Genomic DNA, 22,928 nt, shown 5'->3' with positions numbered 1-22,928 from the left:
GAGTATATAGAATATTACAACAATGAAAGAATAAAACTAAATCTAAAAGGAATGAGCCCGATACAATATCGAGCTCATTATTATCAAATTTAATTATAAATTCGTCTAAACTTTTGGGTGCACTCTACATTTTGAAGCGTTTTTTTTGTGTGATTTCTCGTTCCTCAAAATGAACAATTTTGTATGCATTACAAACTTTTCAATTTCTTCATAAAGGTTGGAAAAACTTCATTTATTTCATCAAAGAGAGGGTTTTTTCGATGTTTTAGTTTTATTTCTCCAAATAGTTTCAATCCGAGTGCAAATTGTGTCGCTTCAGATTCATTGTCAAATAAATTTTTAGCTTTCATTTTTTCAATAATGCTAAAAATCTCATCATGATTTTCAAATTCGATTCCAAGTTCTTTTGCAGGTTCGGTTTCGCCATTTGCATATTGCTTAAGACTTAAAGTCAGATAATATTTGTTTGATCTTTTTTCCATGATAATCTATTTTATTTTAACCATCTGTCAACAATGGTTTTAAAGGCTTCTTTGTATTGTTCTCCAACCGTAATTTCTGTTTTACCAATTAAAATTGAATTTTTAGTAATGGCATTTATTTTATCAAGAGAAACTATAAACGAACGATGAATTCTCATGAATTTTGCAGAAGGTAATTTTTCTTCTAAAGCTTTCAGTGATATAAGTGAAAGAACCGTTTTTTGAGAATCGACAAGGTGTACTTTTACGTAATCTTTTAGACTTTCGATATACAAAACATCTTTTAAGGAAATACGAACCCATTGATATTCTACCTTTAAGAAAAAAAACTCATCGTCTGATGCGATTGGCTGGAAATGATTTGAAGATTCTTCTGTTATTTTCAATACTTTATTGGCAGCGCGTAAAAACTCTTCATAACTAAAAGGTTTTAAAAGATAATCGACTGCATTAACTTTATAACCTTCAATTGCATAATGATTATAAGCAGTTGTAAAAACAATTTTTGGAGTTAATCCGGGCTGTTCCTGTAACAGTCTTGCCAGTTCCATACCGGTTAAATTAGGCATATTAATGTCCAGAAAGATTAGATCCGGCTGTTTTTCTTTAATTATGCTCATCGCTTCAACCGCATTATCACAGCTGGCACTCAATTCAAGAAAAGGTGTCTGTTCGATAAAGGTTTGTACCAGTTTTAATGCCAGTGGCTCATCATCTACGGCTATACATTTTAATGCTGTCATTTATTCTAAAGTTATTTCCAGTTTTACATTGTATTTTCCGTTTTTACCTATTCCGGCTATTAAGGAATGTTTATTCGGATAAATTAGATGAAGTCTGCGTTTCGTATTCGTTAATCCAATACCGCCCTCATTTGTAGTAAAAGTTTTTTCGAAATAGGTGTTTTCTACTTCAAATTCAAGATTGTTTCCATTTTGTTTAAGCGAAATATAAATTTCACTTTTATCAGTTGCATGAATACCATGTTTAAAAGCATTTTCTACTAAAGGTAACAATAACATCGGAACAATTGGATAATCGTGTATTTTTTCCGGGATATTAGTTGTAATAGTGAGTTTGCTGTTGGCACGAAGTTTCATCAAGGCTATAAAATCCTTCATGAATTCGGCTTCTTTCAATAAAGTTGTTCTTTCTTCTGTACTGTAAAGCAGGTATCGCATCATTCGGCTTAACGTATGCAGCGCATTTCTCGAATCTTCAATATCAGTATAAGTAAGAGAATAAATACTATTTAGCGAGTTAAAGAAAAAATGTGGATTGATCTGTGCTTTTAGCATTGCCAATTCGGCCATTGTTTTATCCTGTTCCAGTTTTTGTTTATGTTGTGCGGCTTTCTGCCAATGTTGTAGCATTGCCCAGCTTGTGCTGATACCTAAAACCAATAGAGTCAGCATGAGCACATAATTGTCAAAGTAAGGGTTTCTATACTTTTTAAACCCTAAAACCTCACTGATTTTAGTATGAAGATCTGTTTCCGAAGTATAAAAATAAGCGATAAGCTGCATTACAAAAATGGTAAGAAACACCCAGATCAAAAACGGCGATGTTTTATCTTTTATAATAGTTTTTGGAACTATGATTTTGGCATTTGAATAAAAAAGGATAATCAATAAAACTAAGATAATTATCTGCCAAAGCCAAAATACAAATGGCAGTAATACATTCCAGGTTATAGGAATATAAAATAACATGATAAATCCCAATAACAACCAGCTTAGAATGTGTAATCCGGTAAATAAATAGGGTCTAAATAAGTTTGTAGACATTATAATTTATATTTTATTGACAATATTACACATTATTTGAATGCAATTTTGCACCAATCGCCAGAGAGAGATTTACAATCCATAAAAACCATATTAGAGCCGATGAGCTCAAAAATTAAACACTTGTTTAGTTTTTTAAAAAATCCATCGGTTCTAAGGATATCTCTGTCGATTATAATATGCTCTTCGTCTATTGGATATTTTTTGCGTGTTCTATTTTATTTCTTTTGCTTCTTATTTAATAGATAATTTCACATTTTTAACAATGAATAAGCAATCATTTTTAAGCATTTTAGCAGCATCTTTTCTTATCGCATCTTGCGGTAAAAATGATAAATCGGCACAGGCCGGAGGTACTCCACAAATTAAAGAGTATAAGACGGTCGTATTGCAGCCAGAATCTGCTACATTAAACAGCGATTTTCCCGCTAGTATTCAGGGACAGCAAAATATAGAGATTCGTCCAAGAGTTGAAGGTTACATCGATAAAATTTTTGTTGATGAAGGGGCTGTAGTAAAAACAGGACAGGCTTTGTTTAAAATCAGTGCTCCTGAGTATGAGCAGCAGGTTCGTACAGCGGCAGCAAGCATTAAAAGTGCACAGGCCGATGTAAGTGCTGCAAAACTGGCTGTGAACAAGGTAAAACCTTTGGTAGAAAAAGGAATCATCAGTAAATACGATTTAGAATCGGCACAATATTCTTATGAATCTGCATTGGCTGCATTAGCTCAGGCAAATGCAGCTTTGGTCAATGCCAAAACTAATTTGGGATATACAACTGTAACAAGTCCTGTTGACGGTGTTGTGGGATCTATTCCGTTTCGTTTAGGAAGTTTGGTAGGCTCAAATACTACTGATCCGTTAACAACAGTTTCAAGTATTGGTAATGTTTATGCTTACTTCGCCATTAATGAAAAAATACTTCTAAATTTTACTCAAAACACACCGGGATCTTCATTAAATCAAAAGATAAAAAGTTTACCGGCTGTTTCTTTATTGCTTTCAGATGGTTCTGCTTATGATCAGAAAGGTAGAATTGAAACAGTAAACGGATTAATTAATACCGAAACCGGTTCTGTAAACATTAGAGCACGTTTTCCAAATCCAAAAGGAATTATCAGAAGTGGAAGCAGTACTACAGTTCGAATTCCGAATGAAGTTAAAAATGTTTTGATCGTACCTCAAAGTGCCACATTTGAGCTTCAGGACAAACTTTTTGTAGTTGTTGTAGATAATACAGGAAAAACAAAAAGCGTCAATATTACTGTTTTAGACAATAATGCAGGAAATTATTATGTAGTAGAGAGCGGTTTAAAAGCCGGGGATCAAATTGTTTTAGAAGGAGTTGCTGCATTGAAAGACGGAACTCAAATTAAACCTCAAAGTCAAAGCGCTGAATCTGTTTACGCTGATTTAAAATAAAAACAAATGTTTAAAATATTTATACAACGACCAGTACTTTCTACAGTAATCTCGGTCATAATCGTAATTTTGGGTTTTTTAGGACTTTCTGCGCTTCCCATTGCGCAGTATCCTGATATTGCTCCTCCAACAGTAAATGTATCAGCAAGTTATACTGGTGCAAATGCAGATGTTGTACTTAAAAGTATCGTAATTCCGCTTGAAGAGCAGATTAATGGTGTAGAGAACATGACGTACATGACTTCTACAGCGACTAATGATGGAAATGCTTCAATCAAAATCTTTTTTAAAGTAGGAACAGATCCTGATTTAGCTGCGGTAAACGTACAAAACAGAGTTTCCAGAGCAACAAGTTTACTTCCTGTCGAAGTAACTCAGGCAGGGGTTACCGTAACCAAAAGCCAGAGTAGTAACTTATTAATTTTTTCTTTGTACAGTGAAGACAAAGCGTACGATCAGACTTTTCTTCAAAACTATGCCAAGATCAATCTTGTACCACAAATTCAGCGTGTTGTTGGGGTTGGGGATGTAAACGTTTTTGGGGCCAAAGATTATTCGATGAGAATCTGGCTAAAACCGGACATCATGCAACAATACAAACTGATTCCGAGCGATATTTCGGCTGCTTTGGCTGAACAAAATATCGAAGCGGCACCGGGTAAATTTGGAGAGAACGGAGATCAGGCTTTTCAATATGTAATAAAATATAAAGGACGTTTAACCAGTGCTGAGGAATTTGGTGATATCGTAATAAAATCGGTTGGAAACGGACAAATACTGCGACTAAAAGATGTGGCTAAAGTTGAGCTTGGATCTTTGAGTTATGCTTCTACAATTAAAACAAACGGGGTAGAATCAGCAGCAATGGCAATCAGCCAGACTCCAGGATCAAATGCTCGTGATGTAATCAATAATTCTAAAAAACTAATTGAAGAAGCATCAAAAAGTTTCCCTAAAGGCGTAAAATATACATTGCTTGTTGATGTTAATGAAAACCTGGATGCTTCTATAGAGAAAGTAATTCACACTTTAATTGAAGCTTTTATTTTGGTTTTCATTGTAGTATTCATTTTTCTTCAGGATTTCAGATCGACATTAATTCCGGCAATTGCAGTTCCGGTGGCGATTATAGGAACATTTTTCTTCCTGAATTTATTCGGATTTACGATCAACTTATTAACGCTTTTTGCTATGGTTCTCGCCATTGGTATTGTTGTCGATGATGCGATTGTCGTCGTCGAGGCCGTACATGCCAAGCTGGATCATGGTTATAAATCGTCTAAGAAAGCCACTATTGATGCGATGGATGAAATCTCGGGAGCGATTATTTCGATTACGCTGGTAATGGCAGCCGTATTTATTCCGGTAACGTTTATTACGGGATCAACAGGGGTTTTCTACAAGCAATTTGGTATTACATTAGCGGTTGCAATTATACTTTCGGCTGTAAACGCCTTGACTTTGAGTCCTGCTTTGTGTGCACTTTTGCTTAAACCGCATGCAGACGATCATAAACATAAAAGTTATTTGCAAAGATTTTACACTTCGTTTAACGTTGCGTTTGATAATGTAACCAACAGATACAAACGTTCAGTAAGTTTTCTTTCTGTCAAAAAATGGATTGTTCTGGCTTCGATTTTAATTGCCGGTGCAGCCTTATTTTATATGATGAAAACCACGCCGTCAGCTTTCGTGCCTTCAGAAGATCAGGGAACAGTTTTTGCTAATATTAGTTTACCGCCATCGGCTTCTATGGAGCGTTCTGATATTATAGCTAAACAAGTAGACAGTATTGCGAAGACTATTCCGGGAGTTAAAAACACCCTTCGTATTGTGGGGCAGAATTTTACAGCAGGAGCAGGAAGTGCTTACAGTATGGTTATTGTAAAATTAAAACCGTGGGATGAACGTGACTTAAGTGTTAATGATGTTATTGGTCAGCTTTTTGCTAAAACAAGCGGCATTCGCGAAGCCAATATTTTCTTTATTTCTCCGCCTACAATTCAGGGATTTGGACAAAGTGGTGGATTTGAATTTCAATTGCAGGATAAAGGAGGACATTCAACAGCAGAGTTTTATAAAGTGAATACCGACTTTTTAGAGAAGTTGGCGAAACGTCCTGAGATACAATATGCAACAACACCTTTCAATCCTGGTTTTCCTCAATACATGATGAATGTTAATCTGGCAAAAGCAAAAGATGCAGGTGTTTCCATCAATTCGATTTTGTCAACCATGCAAGGGTATTATGGTGGATTGTATGCTTCGAATTTCAATAAATTCGGGAAACAATACCGTGTTATGATTCAGGCTTCTCCGGAATTCAGAACTAATACTGAAGGATTGAACAAAATCTTTGTTAGAAATAGCTCCGGAAATATGGCTCCAATAACTGAATTTGTAACTATGACCAGAGTTTTTGGACCGGAATCGATTTCAAGATTTAACCTATTTACTTCGATTTCAATTACAGGAGCACCAAACCCGGGATATAGCTCTGGAGATGCGATTAAAGCCATTCAGGAAGTGGCGGCAGAAAATCTTCCTGCAGGATACGGATACGAATTTTCAGGATTAACCCGTGAAGAATTAGCATCAGGAAGTGAGACTATTTTCATTTTTATACTGTGTCTGGTTTTTGTTTATTTTTTATTGAGTGCTCAATACGAGAGTTATATTTTGCCTTTTGCAGTATTATTCTCTATTCCGTTTGGATTGGCAGGAGCCTATTTGTTCTCGATTATCTTTAAATTAAACAGTAATATTTACCTGCAGATTTCCTTAATCATGTTGATTGGACTACTGGCGAAGAACGGTATTTTGATAGTTGAATTTGCCTTAGAAAGGCGACGAAAAGGATTGCCAATTGTAGAAGCAGCAATTGCAGGAGCAGTAGCCCGTTTACGACCTATTTTAATGACCTCTTTTGCCTTTATTTTAGGACTTGTTCCTTTAATGTTTGCTACCGGAGCCGGAGCTGTCGGAAACAAATCAATTGGTACAGGAGCTGTAGGAGGTATGTTAATCGGAACCATTTTAGGAGTATTTGTAATTCCGGTATTGTTTATCATTTTCCAGACTTTACAGGAAAAAGTAAGCGGTCCTGCAAAAGATGGTTATGATGATGAAGATGATGAGGAGATTAACCTTATAGAAACTCATAAAGAGTAAATAATTTAATTTAGAAAAAATGATTCATAGTTCAAATAAATATATTCTATTGGTGCTAACAGCCGTACTTTTAAGTGCGTGCTCGATTACCAAAAAGTACGAACGCCCAACAACGCTTTCTACAGATAAACTCTATCGTGATCAGGCTTCTGCCGATTCGACTACGATTGCAGATTTGCCGTGGCAGAGTGTTTTTAAAGATGAAAAACTAAATGCATTGATTCAAAAAGGATTGGATCAGAATCTGAATCTGAAAAATGCAATTGAAAATATTGTTCAGGCAAGAGCATCTTTGCGTCAGAGTAAATTAGCGTACTATCCAACATTACAACTGGATGCAAACGCAACTCACACCAAACAATCTGAAGCAGGACTAAATTTTCCGCCTGGAATCAACATCAATACTTTAACGACAACTTATAAATTAGGTTTAAGTACCTCCTGGGAAGCAGATATTTGGGGGAAACTAAGCAGTTCTAAAAGAGCTGCTTTGGCTACATATTTAGCAACAGATGCTGCAAAACAAGCGGTTCAGACACAATTGATTTCAGATATTGCCAATAATTATTTCCTGTTATTAGCGTATGACAAACAATTAAAAATTACGCAGGAAACATTAGAAAGCCGTATTAAAAATGTAGAAACAATTAAAGCTTTAAAAGAAGGTGCAATTGTTACCGGAGCAGCTGTAGTGCAAAGTGAAGCTAACCAGCACGCTGCCCAAGTTTTGATTCCGGATTTAAAACAAAGTATTCGTGAAACTGAAAATATGTTGAATATTTTATTAGGACAAGCTCCCGGACCAATTGAAAGAGGTGAATTAGGAACGCAGATTATCCCTGAAAATATTGCAATAGGATTACCTTCTCAACTGTTACAAAATCGCCCGGATGTTCGCCAGGCCGAATTTAATTTCAGAGTGGCATTTGAATCTACAAATCTGGCTAAAACTTATTTTTATCCAAGTTTAACGCTTACTGCGAGCGGTGGATTTTCGAATTTAGAATTAAAAGACTTTTTTACCAATTCTATTTTTTATTCGGTAATTGGAGGTTTGACTCAGCCAATTTTTAATCAGGGGCTTAATAAAATGAGACTCACAAATGCGCAATCACAGCAATTGCAGGCCTATAATAATTTTCAGCAAAGCCTTTTAACGGCAGGTCAGGAAGTTTCGAATGCCTTATATTCGTACCAAATGGCAGTTGAAAAAGAAGATTCGAGAGAAAAACAAATTGAAGCCTTAGAGAAAGCAGTCGATTTTACACAACAGCTTTTAGAATACAGTTCGGCAACTAATTATACTGATGTATTGACATCAGAACAAAATTTATTGGCTGCTCAATTGAGCGGTATCAATGATAATCTACAAAAATTACAAGCAGTTGTTGATTTGTATCGTGCTTTAGGTGGTGGCTGGAAATAGAGTTTTAATCATCGCCGAAAATTAAAATTGTTAAAACGAAGGGCGCCTCATATTTGAGGCGCTTTTTTATTTAACTGTGTATATCGTCTGAAAAGTGGTTTTTGTCGGTTTTTTTTACTGTTTGGTATAATAGAGATTATAAACTCAAATTTTGGCACTACTTTAGATTAATCTCTAATGAAATTAATTTTTAAAAACAAAAAAGATGAAAAAGTTAGCATTAGCTTTCGTGCTTTTTATGAGCGCATTGGCACATTCGCAGGTTTCGGTTAATGTAAATATTGGTACACCGCCAAATTGGGGACCAGTAGGCTATGATGACAGCAGATATTATTATTTACCGGATATTGATATCTATTATGATGTAACAGAAAGTCAATATATCTATTTTAATAATGGTGTATGGATTCGTGAAAGAAGGGTGCCGGCCAGATACAGAAATTATGATTTCTATTCTGGATACAAAGTGGTTTTAAGAGATTACAGAGGCAGTAAACCTTATAGTTATCATTCAAAACACAGAGTATCTTATAAACCTCAAAAACACAGAGGCCCAAAACCGGAGAAAAATTACAAATCTGAAGGAAAGCAAAAGTCAAATGGCCATAACAATGGAAATGGTAAGGGTAAAGGGAATTCTAAAAATGAGCAAAACCATTCACATGGTAATGGTAAACATTAATTAAATTCTAAACTAAAAACGCTTCCAAATTTGGAGGCGTTTTTAGTTTAGAATTCTATTCTTTCGAATCGCATTAGAATTAATTCTTTGTAACTTTTCTTGAAATCTTCACTGAGGAAACTTCTATCAATTAAATCAAACCACTTTTCTTTCGACTTCTTCATTTTGTTGAAAATATTTTCCTGCTGCTTTTTCTCCAGATTTAAACTAGTAAATGCAGCTATGAAGTCGCTTTTTCTTATTTTTTTCTTTTTCGCATTTAGCGTTAAAGCCATTTCTTCATCATCTTCAGGATTAACAATTGAAGTAGCAACCATATCATAGGCAGGTGAAAGTACAGGGCCTATTTTTGGCTGATGTATTAAAGAAAAGTTTTTCAGATGCATATCTGCATTTCCGGTAAGGAATGAAAATACGATTTGTTCAAAAAAATTAACAACGTCTAATCCAGGATTCGTAGAATATTTTAATATAGCTTTTGCAATTTGTTCGTAAGACCCATGGTATTTATTTTCAGTAAGCCTTTCAGTTAACTGGCACATATCTTCCATATGTAACTTGTTTTTTTTACTACGGTCTATTCTTTTGGTTATGTAAGCCAATTTTCCTGATTTAAGTCGTATTAAACTGTGTGGAACCACTTTAATTTTTGCAGCTGCTGCTAAATGCATAGTTAAATCTTCGACTTCGGGTAATTGTATATAATGTGAAGTTGGGGGTTTGAGGATATATTCTCCCCAAAGACCAACAATTGTAAATCTTTTAGGCTGATTATTGTTTGTATTTGAAATTAAATCCAAAGATAATTTTGGCTGTACACCGGTAACAGCTATCTGACTTTGTACAATTTGTAATGCCAGTTCCTCTATTTGTGTTTCTGAATAGGGAAGTTCTGGCGGTAGGATTGTACCGAAGATTTTCTTACTACATGAAGCGTGGAAATCTATTTCATTTTCATTCAGAATTTCATAACAATATAAGCACTGTTTCATATTTCCTCTTCGTTTACCGGATAAACACTAACAGCGCCAATACAATCTTTACAGCAAGACAATAACAACCCCATGCGATCTCTTGGATTCAATTTCCAGTTTTTTTCGGCTATGTCTAAAAGCCATCCTTCCGGGATCAATCCATCAAAAAAAGGAAATAGAATTTTGCTGGTATAAGTATCTTTCCGGATAGGTAATGTCAAACTTATTGCTTCCGGACTATTACTTTCCAGATAAACTTTATCATAAAAAAAATGATAGCCATTTTCATCTTGTGAAAGCCAGCCTGCAGTTTTGTTATGCATTTTTATTTCAGCCTTTATCATCTGGGATATTATAATTTATTGGAATTGCACCTAATTGATAACCAAATAATTGTAAAACCTGATTTACCTTATCTAAGCGTACAGTATCTTTACCTTGCTCCAAATCCCGAACAAAACGGAGCCCAACCCCAGCTTTTTCTGCCAGTTCAGGCTGAGTAAGATTTGTAGAACTTCTTTTTTCCTTAACAAAATCACTTAATTTCATAATTTTATACCTTATCGGGTATAAATATACGTTTTTTATTTGTATTATACCCTTTCGGGTATAAAAAATAAAATATACTTATTTTTATACCTTATCGGGTATAATATTAAAGCTGATTAAGCTGAAAAAATCAATCCTTTAGCTTTAAAAGTGTTTAATAAAACCTGATGTGCACAGCTGACACTTTCTTCAGTACAATAAATACTGCACTGGAATTTTATAAAAATTTTATATTTTCATCAGAAATGGCACTGTAATAAAATTGATTTAAAACATTGACTATTAAATTATTATTATGTTTCGTTGTTAGTATTAGTTTAAATGATTAAAACAGAAATCGATAGGTCATTTTTATCAAAAAAGTATTAATTGGTTTCCTTCCTAAAATTTGTGAGTTCAATTCTGATATCAGATTTCCGTTCGGATTTCCGTTTGAAGTAATCCCCTGTGACCACACAAAAAAGATTTCAGAACCCGGAATGTACTCCCAGCGAGCCACCAAATTAGAACGGAACTGCACAAATGAAAAGTCGGGGTTATGTATGGTATAATCTGTTGTGCCGTTTGTATCCTCATCTACTTCATAATAACTTTCACTTTCATTAAAATCAATTTGATTCTGATTGAATAAACTTACCCGGTTTTTATAATAGGCTGCAACAGGATTTATCACTTTACTAAATTGATTGTATTTTCCTTTCGAAATAAAAGGCTGACCGTAATACTGAATAGTGAAATTCGGATTTATATTGTAATCTAAGCGTATTGAAGCACTAAAAGTATTCTGATCCAAATTGGCAGTAATGTATCGCGATTCTGTATTAAAACTCGTTTGGGTAATGTACTGCAATTTATTTTTATTGGAAGAAAGGGCAGGAGTTACAGAAATAGTAAAAGCATTGATAGGCTGATACGTCAATCCAACATTGATTTCAGAGTATGAAAACGAATTGTTTTTGGCCTTATTGTCATAGATCGCCATCCTGTACCTGAATTTTTTTCTGCTGTCTGACACAATCGTAATCGATTTGAAAAAATCTTCGGAGTAGCGAAATCTTGGACCGCCCTGAAGCATCGAATTGGAATAATTAACAGGTTTATAGATAGCAGAAACAATGAGGTTCCAGTTGTTTTTAAGCATGGCGTCAGAACCCAGCATATATTGCATTCTGTTATAATTTCCCTCAAAATCAAAATTTGAAGTCTGGTCGAAATAAGTGGTTACTTTTCGAAAACTGCCAAAAGGTTTTAAGGTTTCATAAGACAAAAATGCGTACTGCTTAATTTCATCAGCCTGTCTTAAAAAGCCAATGTCGTTAAGCTCTAATTCAGGCGATCTCCAGACTAAATATCCCCTGTAGCGCCAGTTGCCTACACTTGATTTCCCTATCTCAAGTTGTCCACCGGTTCCTGTTAGTGATGTTCTTTCAGTATCAACCTGCAAGTGCCCTGCATCTGTTCTCTGAAATAAATGCGTCATGTTTCTTTGGGTTGCGGTAATGGCTTCTTTGCTTCCTTCAATTTTGCTGGTAACGAAATTGCCTTTGAAATAATACTTTCTGTTGTTCCAGTTGTGCCTAAAATCGATGCCCGCTGTATAAGCTGATCGATGCATAAAATTCAGAAAATCAGTTTCTAAATTTCGATTGGTCGCTGTAAAAATACCCCCGATGTAACTGTTGCGTTGATTAAAATCTTTCTGCACACGGCCAACCAGATAATTGGTTAAAGGTTCAACTAAAACTTCTCGGGTCTGATTATTTTCCTGAATTTTCGCATATTCTTTGCCTGTTACGCTTTCAAGAACTCCTATTGACCAGCCATTTTTAGTTTTTCCGCTAAATTTTGCAGCACCCAAAATCGTAGTATTGGCAGGAATAGTCATAAAAGCACCTTCCGGAAGATTAGGCTGTCCGTTGGGGTTTCTTCCAATTCTGCGGGAATAAAATAAATTGTCCTGATCATCAGCAAAAGTGTAGTTGAAAATATTCCTGTTTTCGACAAAAAAAGGTCTTCTTTCATCATAAAAAACCTGAAAACCATCCAACACAATAGCAGCGGGATCAGCTTCGACCTGACCGAAATCAGGGTTTATTGTCAGGTTTAAGGTTAAATCATTGGTGATTCCGATTTTTGCATCCAAACCTCCGTTTACCTGAAAATCATTACCTGTTTTAAAAGGATTTCCTGCTTCTTTTGGATACGTTTCTAATTTAGTTAGCAAAAACGGCTGGATCTCAATTTGTCTTTTTGGAGATAAACCTTTCAAACCATGCAGTTCTCCAAACTCACTTACCCAGCCCGGAGCATCAAGCGGAATTCGCTGCCAAAGAGAACGTTCCTCTGTCCTGAAATACCGGCGTGTAGACTGAAGCCCCCAAATTTGTTCAGGGGCATCACTAAATTTTAACTGGCTCAGCGGAATTTTAATTTCTGCAGTCCAGCCTTCATCATCTATATTGGTTTTTAGATACCAGATCGGATTCCAGTTTCCCTCCCAGGTTTTTCCGTTATCAGAAATGAAACCATCGCTTTTTACACCCGCAACGGATGCAGCAAATGAAAAAGCCGTAAGCTGATCATAATGACTGCTGATGTTGATTTCAATCCAGTCGCCTTCAAAACCATCACGTCTGGATAACCTTTTTACGATTCCTTTCGGATCTTTATCATAACATCTAAAACCAAAATATATAAACTCTTTATCGTATACTACTTTAAATTTTGTTTGTTCAATGGGTTCCGTATTTTCGTCAGGAAGGTTTTCTATATAATCGCCTGTCCATTCGACAATATTCCAGCTTTTATCGTTTAAAATACCGTCTATGACCGGCGGAGGGAGTGTTCCTGTTGATTTTGTGTTATAAACCTTCCGATTTGGTTTTGGTGCCTGCTGACCATAACTTAATTGGAAAACGAAAAATACTAATGGCAATATTTTTTTAAAATAAAACATTTCCGGATTATTTATTTAGTTCTAAAACCCACATTTTCATAGCCGGAATTGTAGTTTTATTTAGTGAAGAAAAAACTTCATCCGTTACTACATTCTTTGCCGAATTAAAACCATTTGTTCTTTCGTCATATTTCTGAAAATCAATTTCTTTATCACTGTTACTTGTATTCATGATACACATAATAGTCTGCTTTTCATCATACCTGAAATACACATATAAACCTTCTGTCGGAATGTAATGCATCATTTTTCCAGTGGTAATTGCCGAAGCTGTTTTTCTGAAATTAGCCAGCTTTCGAACCAAATCCTGAGTAGATTTTTCGTCGTCTGTCAGTCCTTTTCCGGTAAAAGCATTTTTGGTATCGGTACTCCATCCACCGGGAAAATCAGCACGCACTAATCCATCAGGGGCTTTGAATCCTTTGACTAATACTTCAGAACCATAATACAATTGCGGAATGCCACGACAGGTTAAAAGCCATTGAAAGCCCATTTTTTGCTTTTCGACATTTTCACCAACAACAGAGAAAAATCTTGGCTCGTCATGATTATCTAAAAGCAAAACTTTCTGCATCGGATTTTTACTCAAAAAATCACTGCTGAGTGTGTAGTACAATTTGTTTACACCATCTGTCCATCCAAAAGGCTGGGTGAGGGCAGGAATGATTCCGTAATACAAACTCTGAAAATCTACCACCGATGGCAGATTACTTTTAAAGCTGGTGTCGATAGTATTCTGTTCAAAATAAGCCTGGTTCGCAGCTCCGTGTACCATAATTTCGCCAAAAATGGTGATTTTAGGAAATTCATTCAGGATTGCCTCGTTACAGCGATTGGCAAAACTTAAATCATTATAGGTATAAGTGTCAAGACGAATTCCGTCGATACCAAAGGTTTCGACATGCCAGATACAGTTCTGAATCAGAAAATTTGCCATGTAAGGATTGTCCTGATTGATATCCGGCATTATTTTGTCAAACCAGCCGTTGCTCATTTTTTTCTGATCTGATTTTGCACCATAAGGATCAAATAAAGGCTGCTCTCTGTAATTAGTCTGGGTATATTCCGGCCAGCGATGAACCCAATCGTTATCCGGTGCATCCTGCTCCAGAAAATGATAAAGCCCGAAATGATTGTACACCGCATCAAAAATCAGTTTCATACCACGCTGATGCAGGTTACTGCTTAATTTTTTATAAGCCTCATCACCGCCATAACGCGCATCAATTTTGTAATGATCTGTAATGGCATAACCATGCTCGGTTCTGTTGACCATATCGTTTTCCATGATTGGGGTAAACCATAAAGTTGTAACACCTAATCCCTGCAAATAGTCAAGATTGTTAATTACACCCTGTAAATCTCCACCATGGCGATCATACATTTGGTTTCTATCTAATGATTGATCTCTCATTCCTTTTATACGATCGTTTGTTGCATCTCCGTTACTGAAACGATCCACCATAATCAGGTCAATAAAATCAGCCGAATTCACGCCCTGCGCATACTGAGTTCCGTTTCCTGTTCTTCGTTTATAAATGGGCCAGTTTATTTTTTGCTTTTTGCCTTGCTGACTGACTTCAATTACCACTTCACCCGGAAGGGTTTCCGGAGCTATTAGAATATCAACAGCCAGATACTTTTTGTTTGAAAAGGGATGTGTTTTTAAAATGGTAATGCCCGGATAATTAATACTGACATTTTCGGATGTAAAAGCATTTCCGGTGCTGCGGATTAATAACTGAACAGAATTGGTTTTCATCCCGGTCCACCAGTTTGTTGGATAGACATCATTTTTAGCATTTGCGGTAAACGCTAAACCCATTAAAATCAGGAAAAAAAAGAGTGTTTTTTTCATCTTTGGTTGTTTTTAAGTTAGTTTTATGAGCGAAAGATATTTTTCTTTAACCCTTCAAAAAAGCAACTTATTTAAACAGCATGATTTGCATGGTAAACAGCAATTTTGGTTTGAAACAAAAGCACTATTTTTACATTTAGGCAAAACATCACAAAAATGAATCTATTGACATACAATCCTGAAAACAGGTTTCAGATAATTAAACTCTATACGCTCTATTGGCTGGGTTATATTTTACTATTCAGTCTGATTCAGGGATTGCCTGAGAAAGATTTTATTGTAGCCTGGCGTAATGAATGGTATAGTGTACTGCCTAAAATATGTTTTGTAACTATTGTGGTTGATTTATTAATGCCGAAATTGTTATTCAGAAAAAGAACAGTTATCTTTTTTATGGCTTATATCGTTATGATTTTGCTTTTTGCTTTTCTACAGCGGTTAATTGACAATTATATCATTCTTCGTTATTATTTAACTTTCTGGAAGACTGAACCGCTTTTGTCTGCTCCGGTGTTTTTATACAATGTGAGTAAATTGCAGTTTGTAGTTACTATTCCGGTTGCTTTTCGGTTGTTTTATCATTTGGCAGAAGAAAAAAATAAGGTACAGACTATACTATCAGAGAAATTACAAGCCGAATTAACTTCGCTCCGCAACCAGTTTCATCCTCATTTTTTGTTTAATGTTCTCAACAGCCTGTACTCTAAAATCCTAAGCAAATCAGATGATTCGGCAGAGATTGTGCTAAAAATATCAGACTTGCTGCGGTTTTCGATTTATGATGTAAATAATAAAAGTATCTCTCTGGAGAATGAAATTGATTATCTTAAAAATTATATTGCGCTTCAGCAACTGCGTTTTGATGATCGGCTTCAATTGAGTTTTAGTGTTTTTGGAGAGATTGAAAATCATTCCATAGAGCCCTTTTTGGTTCTTCCGTTTATTGAAAACAGCTATAAATATTGTCTGGATGAAAATAATCAGGGCTGGATTACGATCGCAATCAGTATAAAAGAGGACTGGTTTGTAGTTAAAATTGAAAACAGTCTTGCTGAAAATAATACTCCAATTGAAAATATCAGCAGCGGTATCGGAATTGCAAATGTAAAAAGAAGACTGGAATTACTCTATCCGGACGAACATGTTTTAACTATTAAAAATGAAACAACCAGTTTTTTTGTTTCCTTAAAACTAAAGATGAAAGATGGCAGCCACTAATTGTATTATAATCGAAGATGAATTACCGGCTTCTATATTATTAGAGCTTCATATTGCAAAATTTGATTTTTTAGATTTAAAGGGGAGATTCAGCAGTGTTTCAGGGGCGCAAAACATTTTGAAAACACAAAAAATTGATCTCATTTTTTTGGATATAAACCTGCCCGGAAAATCAGGAATAGAGTTTGCACGAAATATACCTCCCGAAACGGCAATTATTTTTACAACCGCCTATACCGAATATGCAGTTGAAGGCTTTGAGTTAGATGCGATCGATTATATTTTAAAACCCATTTCGTATGAGCGTTTTGCAAAAGCCATAAATAAATACAGTAAAATGCGGGAACTAAATGAAATAGTGCTGCTTACCAAAAAAACGGAATTAGAAAGCCCATTTATTTTTGTAAAATGCGAACGAAAAATGGTAAAACTATTTCTGGATGAAATTGACTATTTTGAATCACAGGGAAATTATCTAATGATTTATACTGAAACAAATAGTTATAAAACCTATCAGTCTATTTCAGAAATGGAGGAGAAGCTGCCGGAGGGTTTATTTTGTAGAATCCATCGTTCTTTTTTGGTTGCTATAAGTAAAATTGTTAGTTTTAATGCAAACGTAGTTCTGGTAAAAGACAAACAACTGCCAATAGGAAGACTCTATAGTTCTGATGTTTCTGTTTTACTTAATTCTTTTGTTAAAAATAAATGAATCTATCTTGCTAAATTTTGGTTAGCAACCTAATTTATCTGTCATTTTAAGAATTTTTGATTGATTCTATTATTATTTTAGAAAAAAAAGAGAAGAAAATTTTTTTGATACACAACAATTTTATATGTTTACACAACCGATTGCATTGTAAAATTATTTTTGCAGAATTTCCTGATTTATAAAAGAGCAAACTTTTGTTGAATTTAGTCATTTTTTCAAATTATTACACAACCGATTGTTTTTATTATTATTTTAGCATCGAAATATTTATAAAATTGTATAAACTAAATTATTACAGAAAATATTTTATTTAACCAAACTAACTAAATACATAACCACACAAATAAAATAATGAATTTAACCTCTCAAAAATTATCTATTAAAGAAAAAATAGGATATAGCCTTGGTGATCTTGCTGCTAATTTAGTTTTTCAGACATTAATGACTTATCTGGCTTATTTTTACACAGATATATACGGATTATCTCCAACTCATTCTTCTATAATAATGTTGGTTGTAGGCTTAATTGCAGCATTTATTTTCAATCCTATTATCGGTGCATTGGCAGACAGAACGCATACAAAATGGGGTAAATTTCGTCCCTGGATATTGTGGACTTCGATTCCTTTAGGGATTATTGCACTTTTGGCCTTTACAACGCCTGCATTTTCATATCAGGGAAAAGTAATTTATGCGGTGATAACGTATTCATTATTGTTATTGTTGTACGCAGCAAATAATTTACCTTATTCTGCTTTAAGCGGTGTTATAACAGGCGATATGGGTGAGCGAAACAGCATGTCGGCCTATCGCTTTGTAGCGGTAATGTTTGCACAGTTTTTTGTACAGGTATTTATGCTTGGCATCATTAAAAGTGCCGGAAACGGGGACAAAGCAATTGGTATTGAAAAAGTGATGACTGTATTGGCAATAGTTGGAACCATTATGTTACTGATTACTTTTTTAACAACCAAAGAACGTATTGTTCCAAAACCTGAACAAAAATCAAGTGTAAAGGAAGATTTAAGTGATCTGATTAAAAACAAACCATGGATTATTATGCTGACTTTAACTTTATTGGTTTTTGTAACGCTGGCAATGAAAGGTGGTTCATACGTGTATTATTTTGAAAACTACGTTAACAAAGAGGAGTTAGCTGTTTTTATTCAGCCCATTTTAGATTTTCTTTCAAATATTGGTTTAAATACTTTTGGAGATGATCCTGTTTCTGCAGGGTTCGGATTGTTTAATGCCGGCGGAATTATTTTTATGATAGTTGGAATTACATTATCAAAAAGATTTGCAGACAAATACGGTAAAAGAAACGTCTTTGGATTATTCCTTTTTATTTCGACCTTATTCATAATTGCCTTTTATTTCTTTTCTCCAACTTCAGTTGGCTTGATGTTTTTTTCTCAAATATTTCACGGATTTTTCTACGGGATCACAATTCCACTGCTTTGGGCTATGATTGCAGATGTTGCAGATTATTCGGAGTGGAAAAATAACCGTCGTGCTACTGCGATTATATTTTCGGCAATGATGGTAGGACTTAAAGCAGGACTGAGCATTGGCGGAGCATTAACGACATCGCTTTTGGGGTATTTTGAGTATACTGCAAATGTTGCACAACAAACAGACATTACCATTAACGGAATCAAATTATTGGTCAGCATTTTTCCGGCAATTCCTTTTTTAATTGGAACAGCATTATTGTTTTTCTATGAAATTGATAAAGGAATGGAAGTGAAGATTGAGGCAGACCTAAAAGAAAGAAGAGCATAAATTATTATATAAATAAACAAAAATACGACTATGCCTGAAGATAGCATTGAACAGATTGATTTTGAAATAATTAACAAAACAGCCATATCACAGCCTTTAGTTAAACATATATATACTGCTGATCCTTCGGCACATGTATTTAACGGTAAAATTTATATTTATCCATCGCATGACATTGATGCGGGAATTCCGTTTAATGACAATGGAGATCATTTTGGAATGGAAGATTATCACGTATTTTCTATGGAAAATATAGAATCGGAAGTGACAGATAATGGAGTAGCCCTGCATGTAAAAGATGTTCCTTGGGCAGAGAAACAAATGTGGGCTCCGGATGCTGCCTGCAAAAACGGAAAGTATTATTTGTATTTTCCGGCCAAACGTGCTGACGGCATTTTTCAGATTGGTGTTGCCATAAGTGATTTGCCTACCGGGCCCTTTATTCCGGAACCAGAGGCAATTAAAGGCAGCTATACAATTGATCCTGCAGTTTTTGAAGATGAAGACGGAAAATTTTATCTTTATTTTGGTGGAATTTGGGGAGGTCAGCTTCAAAAATACAGAAACAATAAATTTTCTGAAGAAAACGAAGAGCCTCATAAAAATGAACCTGCTTTAGGCCCAATAGTTGCTTTGTTGACGGATGATATGAAACAATTTGATGAATCTCCAAGAGAAATTCAAATTCTGGATAAAAACGGCGATGTATTATTGGCTGGAAATAACGAGCAGCGCTTTTTTGAAGGCCCGTGGATGCATAAATACAATGGAAAATATTATTTCTCTTATTCTACAGGTGATACACATTTCATTTGTTATGCAATTGGAGATAATCCTTATGGACCATTTACGTATCAGGGACGTATTTTAAATCCGGTAATTGGCTGGACTTCGCATCATTCTATCTGTGAAATTGAAGGAAAATGGTATCTTTTTTATCATGATTCCAGTCTTTCAAAAGGGGTTACTCATTTAAGATCAATAAAAGTAACCGAAATTACTTATAACGAAGACGGTTCGATCAATACAATTGACCCTTATGGTAAAGAAGAATAGCTCATTTTTTATCCATCAATAAGGTTGCAAGTATTTTAATTTTATTTTGATGAAAATAATTTAATGCTTAAAATCATATTTTTAAACGTATGATGCGTTAATGTTTTTTAAACAAAACAGAATAGTATTAAGTGATGCATCATTATATCTAGAAGATGTTTCAAACAGAGTTTGCTGAATTTTATGAATTAAATTTAAAAAATTACAGAGAGGTTAATCAACAGAGGCATAATTTTAGATTTTAGGATATTCATTTAATCTTTTAAAAAGTTAACATTTTTTGCTTAAAATATATTTTTTTATAAAGTAGAAATGTTTAATTTAGCATACCAGAACAGAACGGAACAGTATGATAAACGAAGAGCAGGAAAAGTTTGTATTTGTAATTAATCACGATAGTGATATTCCGAAATATCAGCAATTGGTAAACGGAATAAATAATGCGATTGCAGAAAATATTTTAAAGAAAGGAGATTTGCTTCCGTCTGTAAATGCTATCTGTAAAGAAAATCAGTTGTCGAGAGATACTGTTTTTAAAGCGTATTCGATTTTAAAAGATCAGAAAACAATTGATTCGGTTCCTAATAAAGGATATTATGTTTCTGGCGAAACCAGAAAAGTGCTTTTGGTTTTAGATACTTTCAAGGCATATAAAGAGGTTTTGTATCATTCATTTGTAAATAATTTACCTGACAATGTTATTACCGATGTGCAGTTTCATCATTATAATATTGACGTTTTCAAAACCATAATTAATAATAGTGTCGGAAAGTATTATAAATATGTGGTAATGAATTTTGATAATAAAGAGGTATCATCAACTTTATCGGCAATTTCGAATGACAAACTGCTTTTGATTGACTGGAACATCCATTCTAAAAAAGAGAATAATTATGTTTTTCAGGATTTTGGAAAAGCATTTTATAATTCATTGAAAGAAGCGGTTGATTTGTTTAAAAAGTATAAAAACATCCATTTTGTTTACCCGGATTATACAAATCATCCTAAAGAAACATTGGACAATTTCAAGAAATTTTGTACAGATTTTAATTTTAATAATGAAATTATAACCGATCCTAAAAAGTTTAATATTGAAAAAGGAATTGCTTATATCAGTATTAGTGACAGGATTTTGGGAGATTTTTTAGAACAATGTAAAGAGAAAGATCTGGAGCCCGGACAGGATGTTGGTTTTTTATCTTACAATGAAACTCCAATGAAAAAATTTATATACAAAGGAATTTCAGTTATTTCGACTGATTTTAAGGAAATAGGGACAAAAGCAGCAGCCTTTATTACGCACGATGAAGTAGTTCAGTGTTATGTACCAACAAATTTAATATTAAGAGAATCATTATAAAATTATGTATTATATAGGATATGATATTGGAAGTTCTTCGGTCAAGGTTGCCCTGGTTGAAGCAGCAACAGGCAAAAAAGTAATCGTACTGAATGAGCCGCAAAACGAAATGGAAATCTTGTCATTACAGCCGGATTGGGCTGAGCAGGATCCTGAAATGTGGTGGCAGTACATTTGTACAGCTACAAAAAGAGCCATTAAAGAAGCTAACATTGAGGCTTCAAAAATTCAGGGTATTGGTATTTCGTATCAAATGCACGGATTGGTTATTGTCGATAAAAACGGAAAATCACTGCGCAATTCGATTATCTGGTGTGACAGCCGTGCGGTTGAAATTGGCAACAAAGCTTATGCAGAAATAGGAGCTGATAAATGTGCCGAACATTTATTGAATTCGCCGGGAAATTTCACTGCCTCAAAACTAAAATGGGTGAAAGAAAACGAACCGGAAGTGTACAGTAAAATTGACAAATACATGCTTCCTGGAGATTATATCTCCTTAAAATTGACAGGCGAAGTAACGACTACTAAAAACGGTCTGTCTGAAGGAATGCTTTGGGATTATAAAGAAAATAAAGTAGCTGACTGGCTCTTGGATTATTATGGAATCGATCAATCATTGACGCCAAATATTGTAGAGAATTTTACAAATCAGGGAACGGTTACCGAAAAAGGGGCGCTGGAATCAGGGCTTCCTGCCGGAATTCCGATTGTTTACAGAGCCGGAGATCAGCCCAACAACGCGTTGTCACTGAATGTGCTGCGTCCGGGAGAAGTGGCGGCAACCGGAGGTACATCAGGCGTTTTTTATGCCGTTACCGAAACCAATTCGGGTAAAAGTACTCGTGTAAACAACTTCGTTCATGTAAATTATTCCGAATCCAATCCGAGAGTTGGAAAATTACTGAATATAAACGGAGCCGGAATCCAATACAGATGGATGCGCAACAATACCGGAGATGAGTCGTATGAAGAAATGAACGAAAAAGCTTCTCAGATAAATGTAGGCTCACAAGGATTGGTTGTAATTCCGTTTGGAAATGGAGCCGAAAGAATGTTCAATAATAAAAACATTGGGTCTCATATTTTAAATCTCAATTTTAATATTCATACCAATGCGCATTTATACAGAGCATCTTTGGAAGCAATTGCGTTTTCATTTGTGTACGGAATGGAATGTTTAAAAGATGATAATGCTAAAATTAATGTAATCAGAGCCGGGAATGATAATTTATTCCGTTCAGAAATTTTCTCCAATACGGTAGCCACATTAATTGGACATGAAATAGAAATTTACAATACAACCGGAGCCGTAGGAGCAGCCAGAGCAGTAGGTTTAACGGATGGTGACTTCGAAAAATTTGGTTCTGGTATCACAACCAACGATCATGTAATGACCTTTTTACCTTTAAAAAATAAAGAAGAATATGAAAAGGCATATCAAAACTGGAAAAAAGAATTAGAATTAATACTAACAAATAAATAAAAA

The 22,928-nt window shown here is 34.8% G+C and carries 19 protein-coding genes; 11 read left to right on the top strand and 8 right to left on the bottom strand.

Features of this window, described 5'->3' with window-relative positions; translation table 11 throughout:
* On the top strand, nt 1–93 hold a 93-nt coding region (locus FLV_RS14935), incomplete at its 5' end, for an IS3 family transposase (RefSeq protein WP_243234944.1).
* 95 nt (nt 94–188) lie between these two features.
* On the opposite strand, the gene FLV_RS14930 is transcribed toward FLV_RS14935, so the two are convergent.
* The 3 genes from FLV_RS14930 to FLV_RS14920 are packed head-to-tail and all read right to left on the bottom strand — an operon-like array spanning nt 189 to nt 2,269.
* Entirely contained in the window at nt 189–482 is a 294-nt protein-coding gene (locus FLV_RS14930) for a DUF3861 domain-containing protein (protein WP_243234942.1), read from the bottom strand.
* A gap of 11 nt (nt 483–493) precedes the next feature.
* The gene (locus FLV_RS14925) at nt 494–1,225 is read right to left on the bottom strand and encodes a LytR/AlgR family response regulator transcription factor (protein WP_243234941.1); all 732 of its coding nucleotides are present in this window, start codon (nt 1,223–1,225) and stop codon (nt 494–496) included.
* A complete protein-coding gene (locus tag FLV_RS14920) occupies nt 1,226–2,269 on the bottom strand; it encodes a sensor histidine kinase (RefSeq protein ID WP_243234940.1) in 1,044 nt (347 codons plus the stop codon).
* Between the two features lie 265 nt (nt 2,270–2,534).
* Between FLV_RS14920 and FLV_RS14915 the strand changes: the two genes are divergently transcribed.
* From FLV_RS14915 to FLV_RS14900, 4 genes are all read left to right on the top strand, one after another.
* Nucleotides 2,535–3,692, top strand: coding sequence for an efflux RND transporter periplasmic adaptor subunit (locus FLV_RS14915; RefSeq protein WP_243234939.1), 1,158 nt, complete (start codon nt 2,535–2,537; stop codon nt 3,690–3,692).
* Between the two features lie 6 nt (nt 3,693–3,698).
* Nucleotides 3,699–6,863 carry an efflux RND transporter permease subunit gene (locus FLV_RS14910; RefSeq protein WP_243234938.1) on the top strand — a complete coding sequence of 1,055 codons (3,165 nt, stop codon included), beginning with the start codon at nt 3,699–3,701 and terminating at the stop codon, nt 6,861–6,863.
* Nucleotides 6,864–6,882: 19 nt separating this feature from the next.
* Nucleotides 6,883–8,289 carry an efflux transporter outer membrane subunit gene (locus FLV_RS14905; protein WP_243234937.1) on the top strand — a complete coding sequence of 469 codons (1,407 nt, stop codon included), beginning with the start codon at nt 6,883–6,885 and terminating at the stop codon, nt 8,287–8,289.
* 205 nt (nt 8,290–8,494) lie between these two features.
* A complete protein-coding gene (locus FLV_RS14900) occupies nt 8,495–8,971 on the top strand; it encodes a hypothetical protein (protein WP_243234936.1) in 477 nt (158 codons plus the stop codon).
* A 47-nt stretch (nt 8,972–9,018) separates the two neighbouring features.
* On the opposite strand, the gene FLV_RS14895 is transcribed toward FLV_RS14900, so the two are convergent.
* From FLV_RS14895 to FLV_RS14875, 5 genes are all read right to left on the bottom strand, one after another.
* Nucleotides 9,019–9,963, bottom strand: a complete 945-nt coding sequence (locus FLV_RS14895) for a HipA domain-containing protein (RefSeq protein WP_243234935.1) — start codon at nt 9,961–9,963, stop codon at nt 9,019–9,021.
* A complete protein-coding gene (locus FLV_RS14890; protein ID WP_243234934.1) occupies nt 9,960–10,289 on the bottom strand; it encodes a HipA N-terminal domain-containing protein in 330 nt (109 codons plus the stop codon). The genes FLV_RS14895 and FLV_RS14890 overlap by 4 nt, the downstream gene beginning before the upstream one ends.
* On the bottom strand, nt 10,276–10,494 hold the full coding sequence (locus FLV_RS14885) for a helix-turn-helix transcriptional regulator (RefSeq protein ID WP_243234933.1): 219 nt from the start codon (nt 10,492–10,494) through the stop codon (nt 10,276–10,278). The genes FLV_RS14890 and FLV_RS14885 overlap by 14 nt, the downstream gene beginning before the upstream one ends.
* Nucleotides 10,495–10,819: 325 nt before the next feature.
* Complete coding sequence (locus tag FLV_RS14880) at nt 10,820–13,450, bottom strand: DUF5916 domain-containing protein (protein WP_243234932.1); 2,631 nt, start codon at nt 13,448–13,450, stop codon at nt 10,820–10,822.
* A 7-nt stretch (nt 13,451–13,457) separates the two neighbouring features.
* A complete protein-coding gene (locus FLV_RS14875) occupies nt 13,458–15,308 on the bottom strand; it encodes an alpha-amylase family glycosyl hydrolase (RefSeq protein ID WP_243234931.1) in 1,851 nt (616 codons plus the stop codon).
* A gap of 156 nt (nt 15,309–15,464) precedes the next feature.
* Between FLV_RS14875 and FLV_RS14870 the strand changes: the two genes are divergently transcribed.
* The 6 genes from FLV_RS14870 (at nt 15,465) to FLV_RS14845 (ending at nt 22,925) form a co-directional block, all read left to right on the top strand.
* Nucleotides 15,465–16,526 carry a sensor histidine kinase gene (locus tag FLV_RS14870; protein ID WP_243234930.1) on the top strand — a complete coding sequence of 354 codons (1,062 nt, stop codon included), beginning with the start codon at nt 15,465–15,467 and terminating at the stop codon, nt 16,524–16,526.
* Entirely contained in the window at nt 16,513–17,238 is a 726-nt protein-coding gene (locus FLV_RS14865; protein WP_243234929.1) for a LytR/AlgR family response regulator transcription factor, read from the top strand. The genes FLV_RS14870 and FLV_RS14865 overlap by 14 nt, the downstream gene beginning before the upstream one ends.
* A gap of 351 nt (nt 17,239–17,589) precedes the next feature.
* On the top strand, nt 17,590–19,023 hold the full coding sequence (locus FLV_RS14860; RefSeq protein WP_243234928.1) for an MFS transporter: 1,434 nt from the start codon (nt 17,590–17,592) through the stop codon (nt 19,021–19,023).
* Nucleotides 19,024–19,053: 30 nt separating this feature from the next.
* Nucleotides 19,054–20,079 (top strand): glycoside hydrolase family 43 protein, encoded by a 1,026-nt coding sequence (locus FLV_RS14855; RefSeq protein ID WP_243234927.1) that lies wholly within the window; start codon nt 19,054–19,056, stop codon nt 20,077–20,079.
* A gap of 349 nt (nt 20,080–20,428) precedes the next feature.
* Nucleotides 20,429–21,439, top strand: coding sequence for a GntR family transcriptional regulator (locus FLV_RS14850; protein ID WP_243234926.1), 1,011 nt, complete (start codon nt 20,429–20,431; stop codon nt 21,437–21,439).
* Nucleotides 21,440–21,443: 4 nt separating this feature from the next.
* Nucleotides 21,444–22,925 carry a xylulokinase gene (locus tag FLV_RS14845; RefSeq protein ID WP_243234925.1) on the top strand — a complete coding sequence of 494 codons (1,482 nt, stop codon included), beginning with the start codon at nt 21,444–21,446 and terminating at the stop codon, nt 22,923–22,925.
* Nucleotides 22,926–22,928 lie beyond the last annotated feature (3 nt).

The organism is Flavobacterium pectinovorum (genome assembly GCF_022802975.1).
Classification (GTDB): domain Bacteria; phylum Bacteroidota; class Bacteroidia; order Flavobacteriales; family Flavobacteriaceae; genus Flavobacterium; species Flavobacterium pectinovorum_B.
The sequence above is the reverse complement of the archived record's forward strand: the minus strand, read 5'-3'. Positions and strand labels throughout refer to the sequence as shown.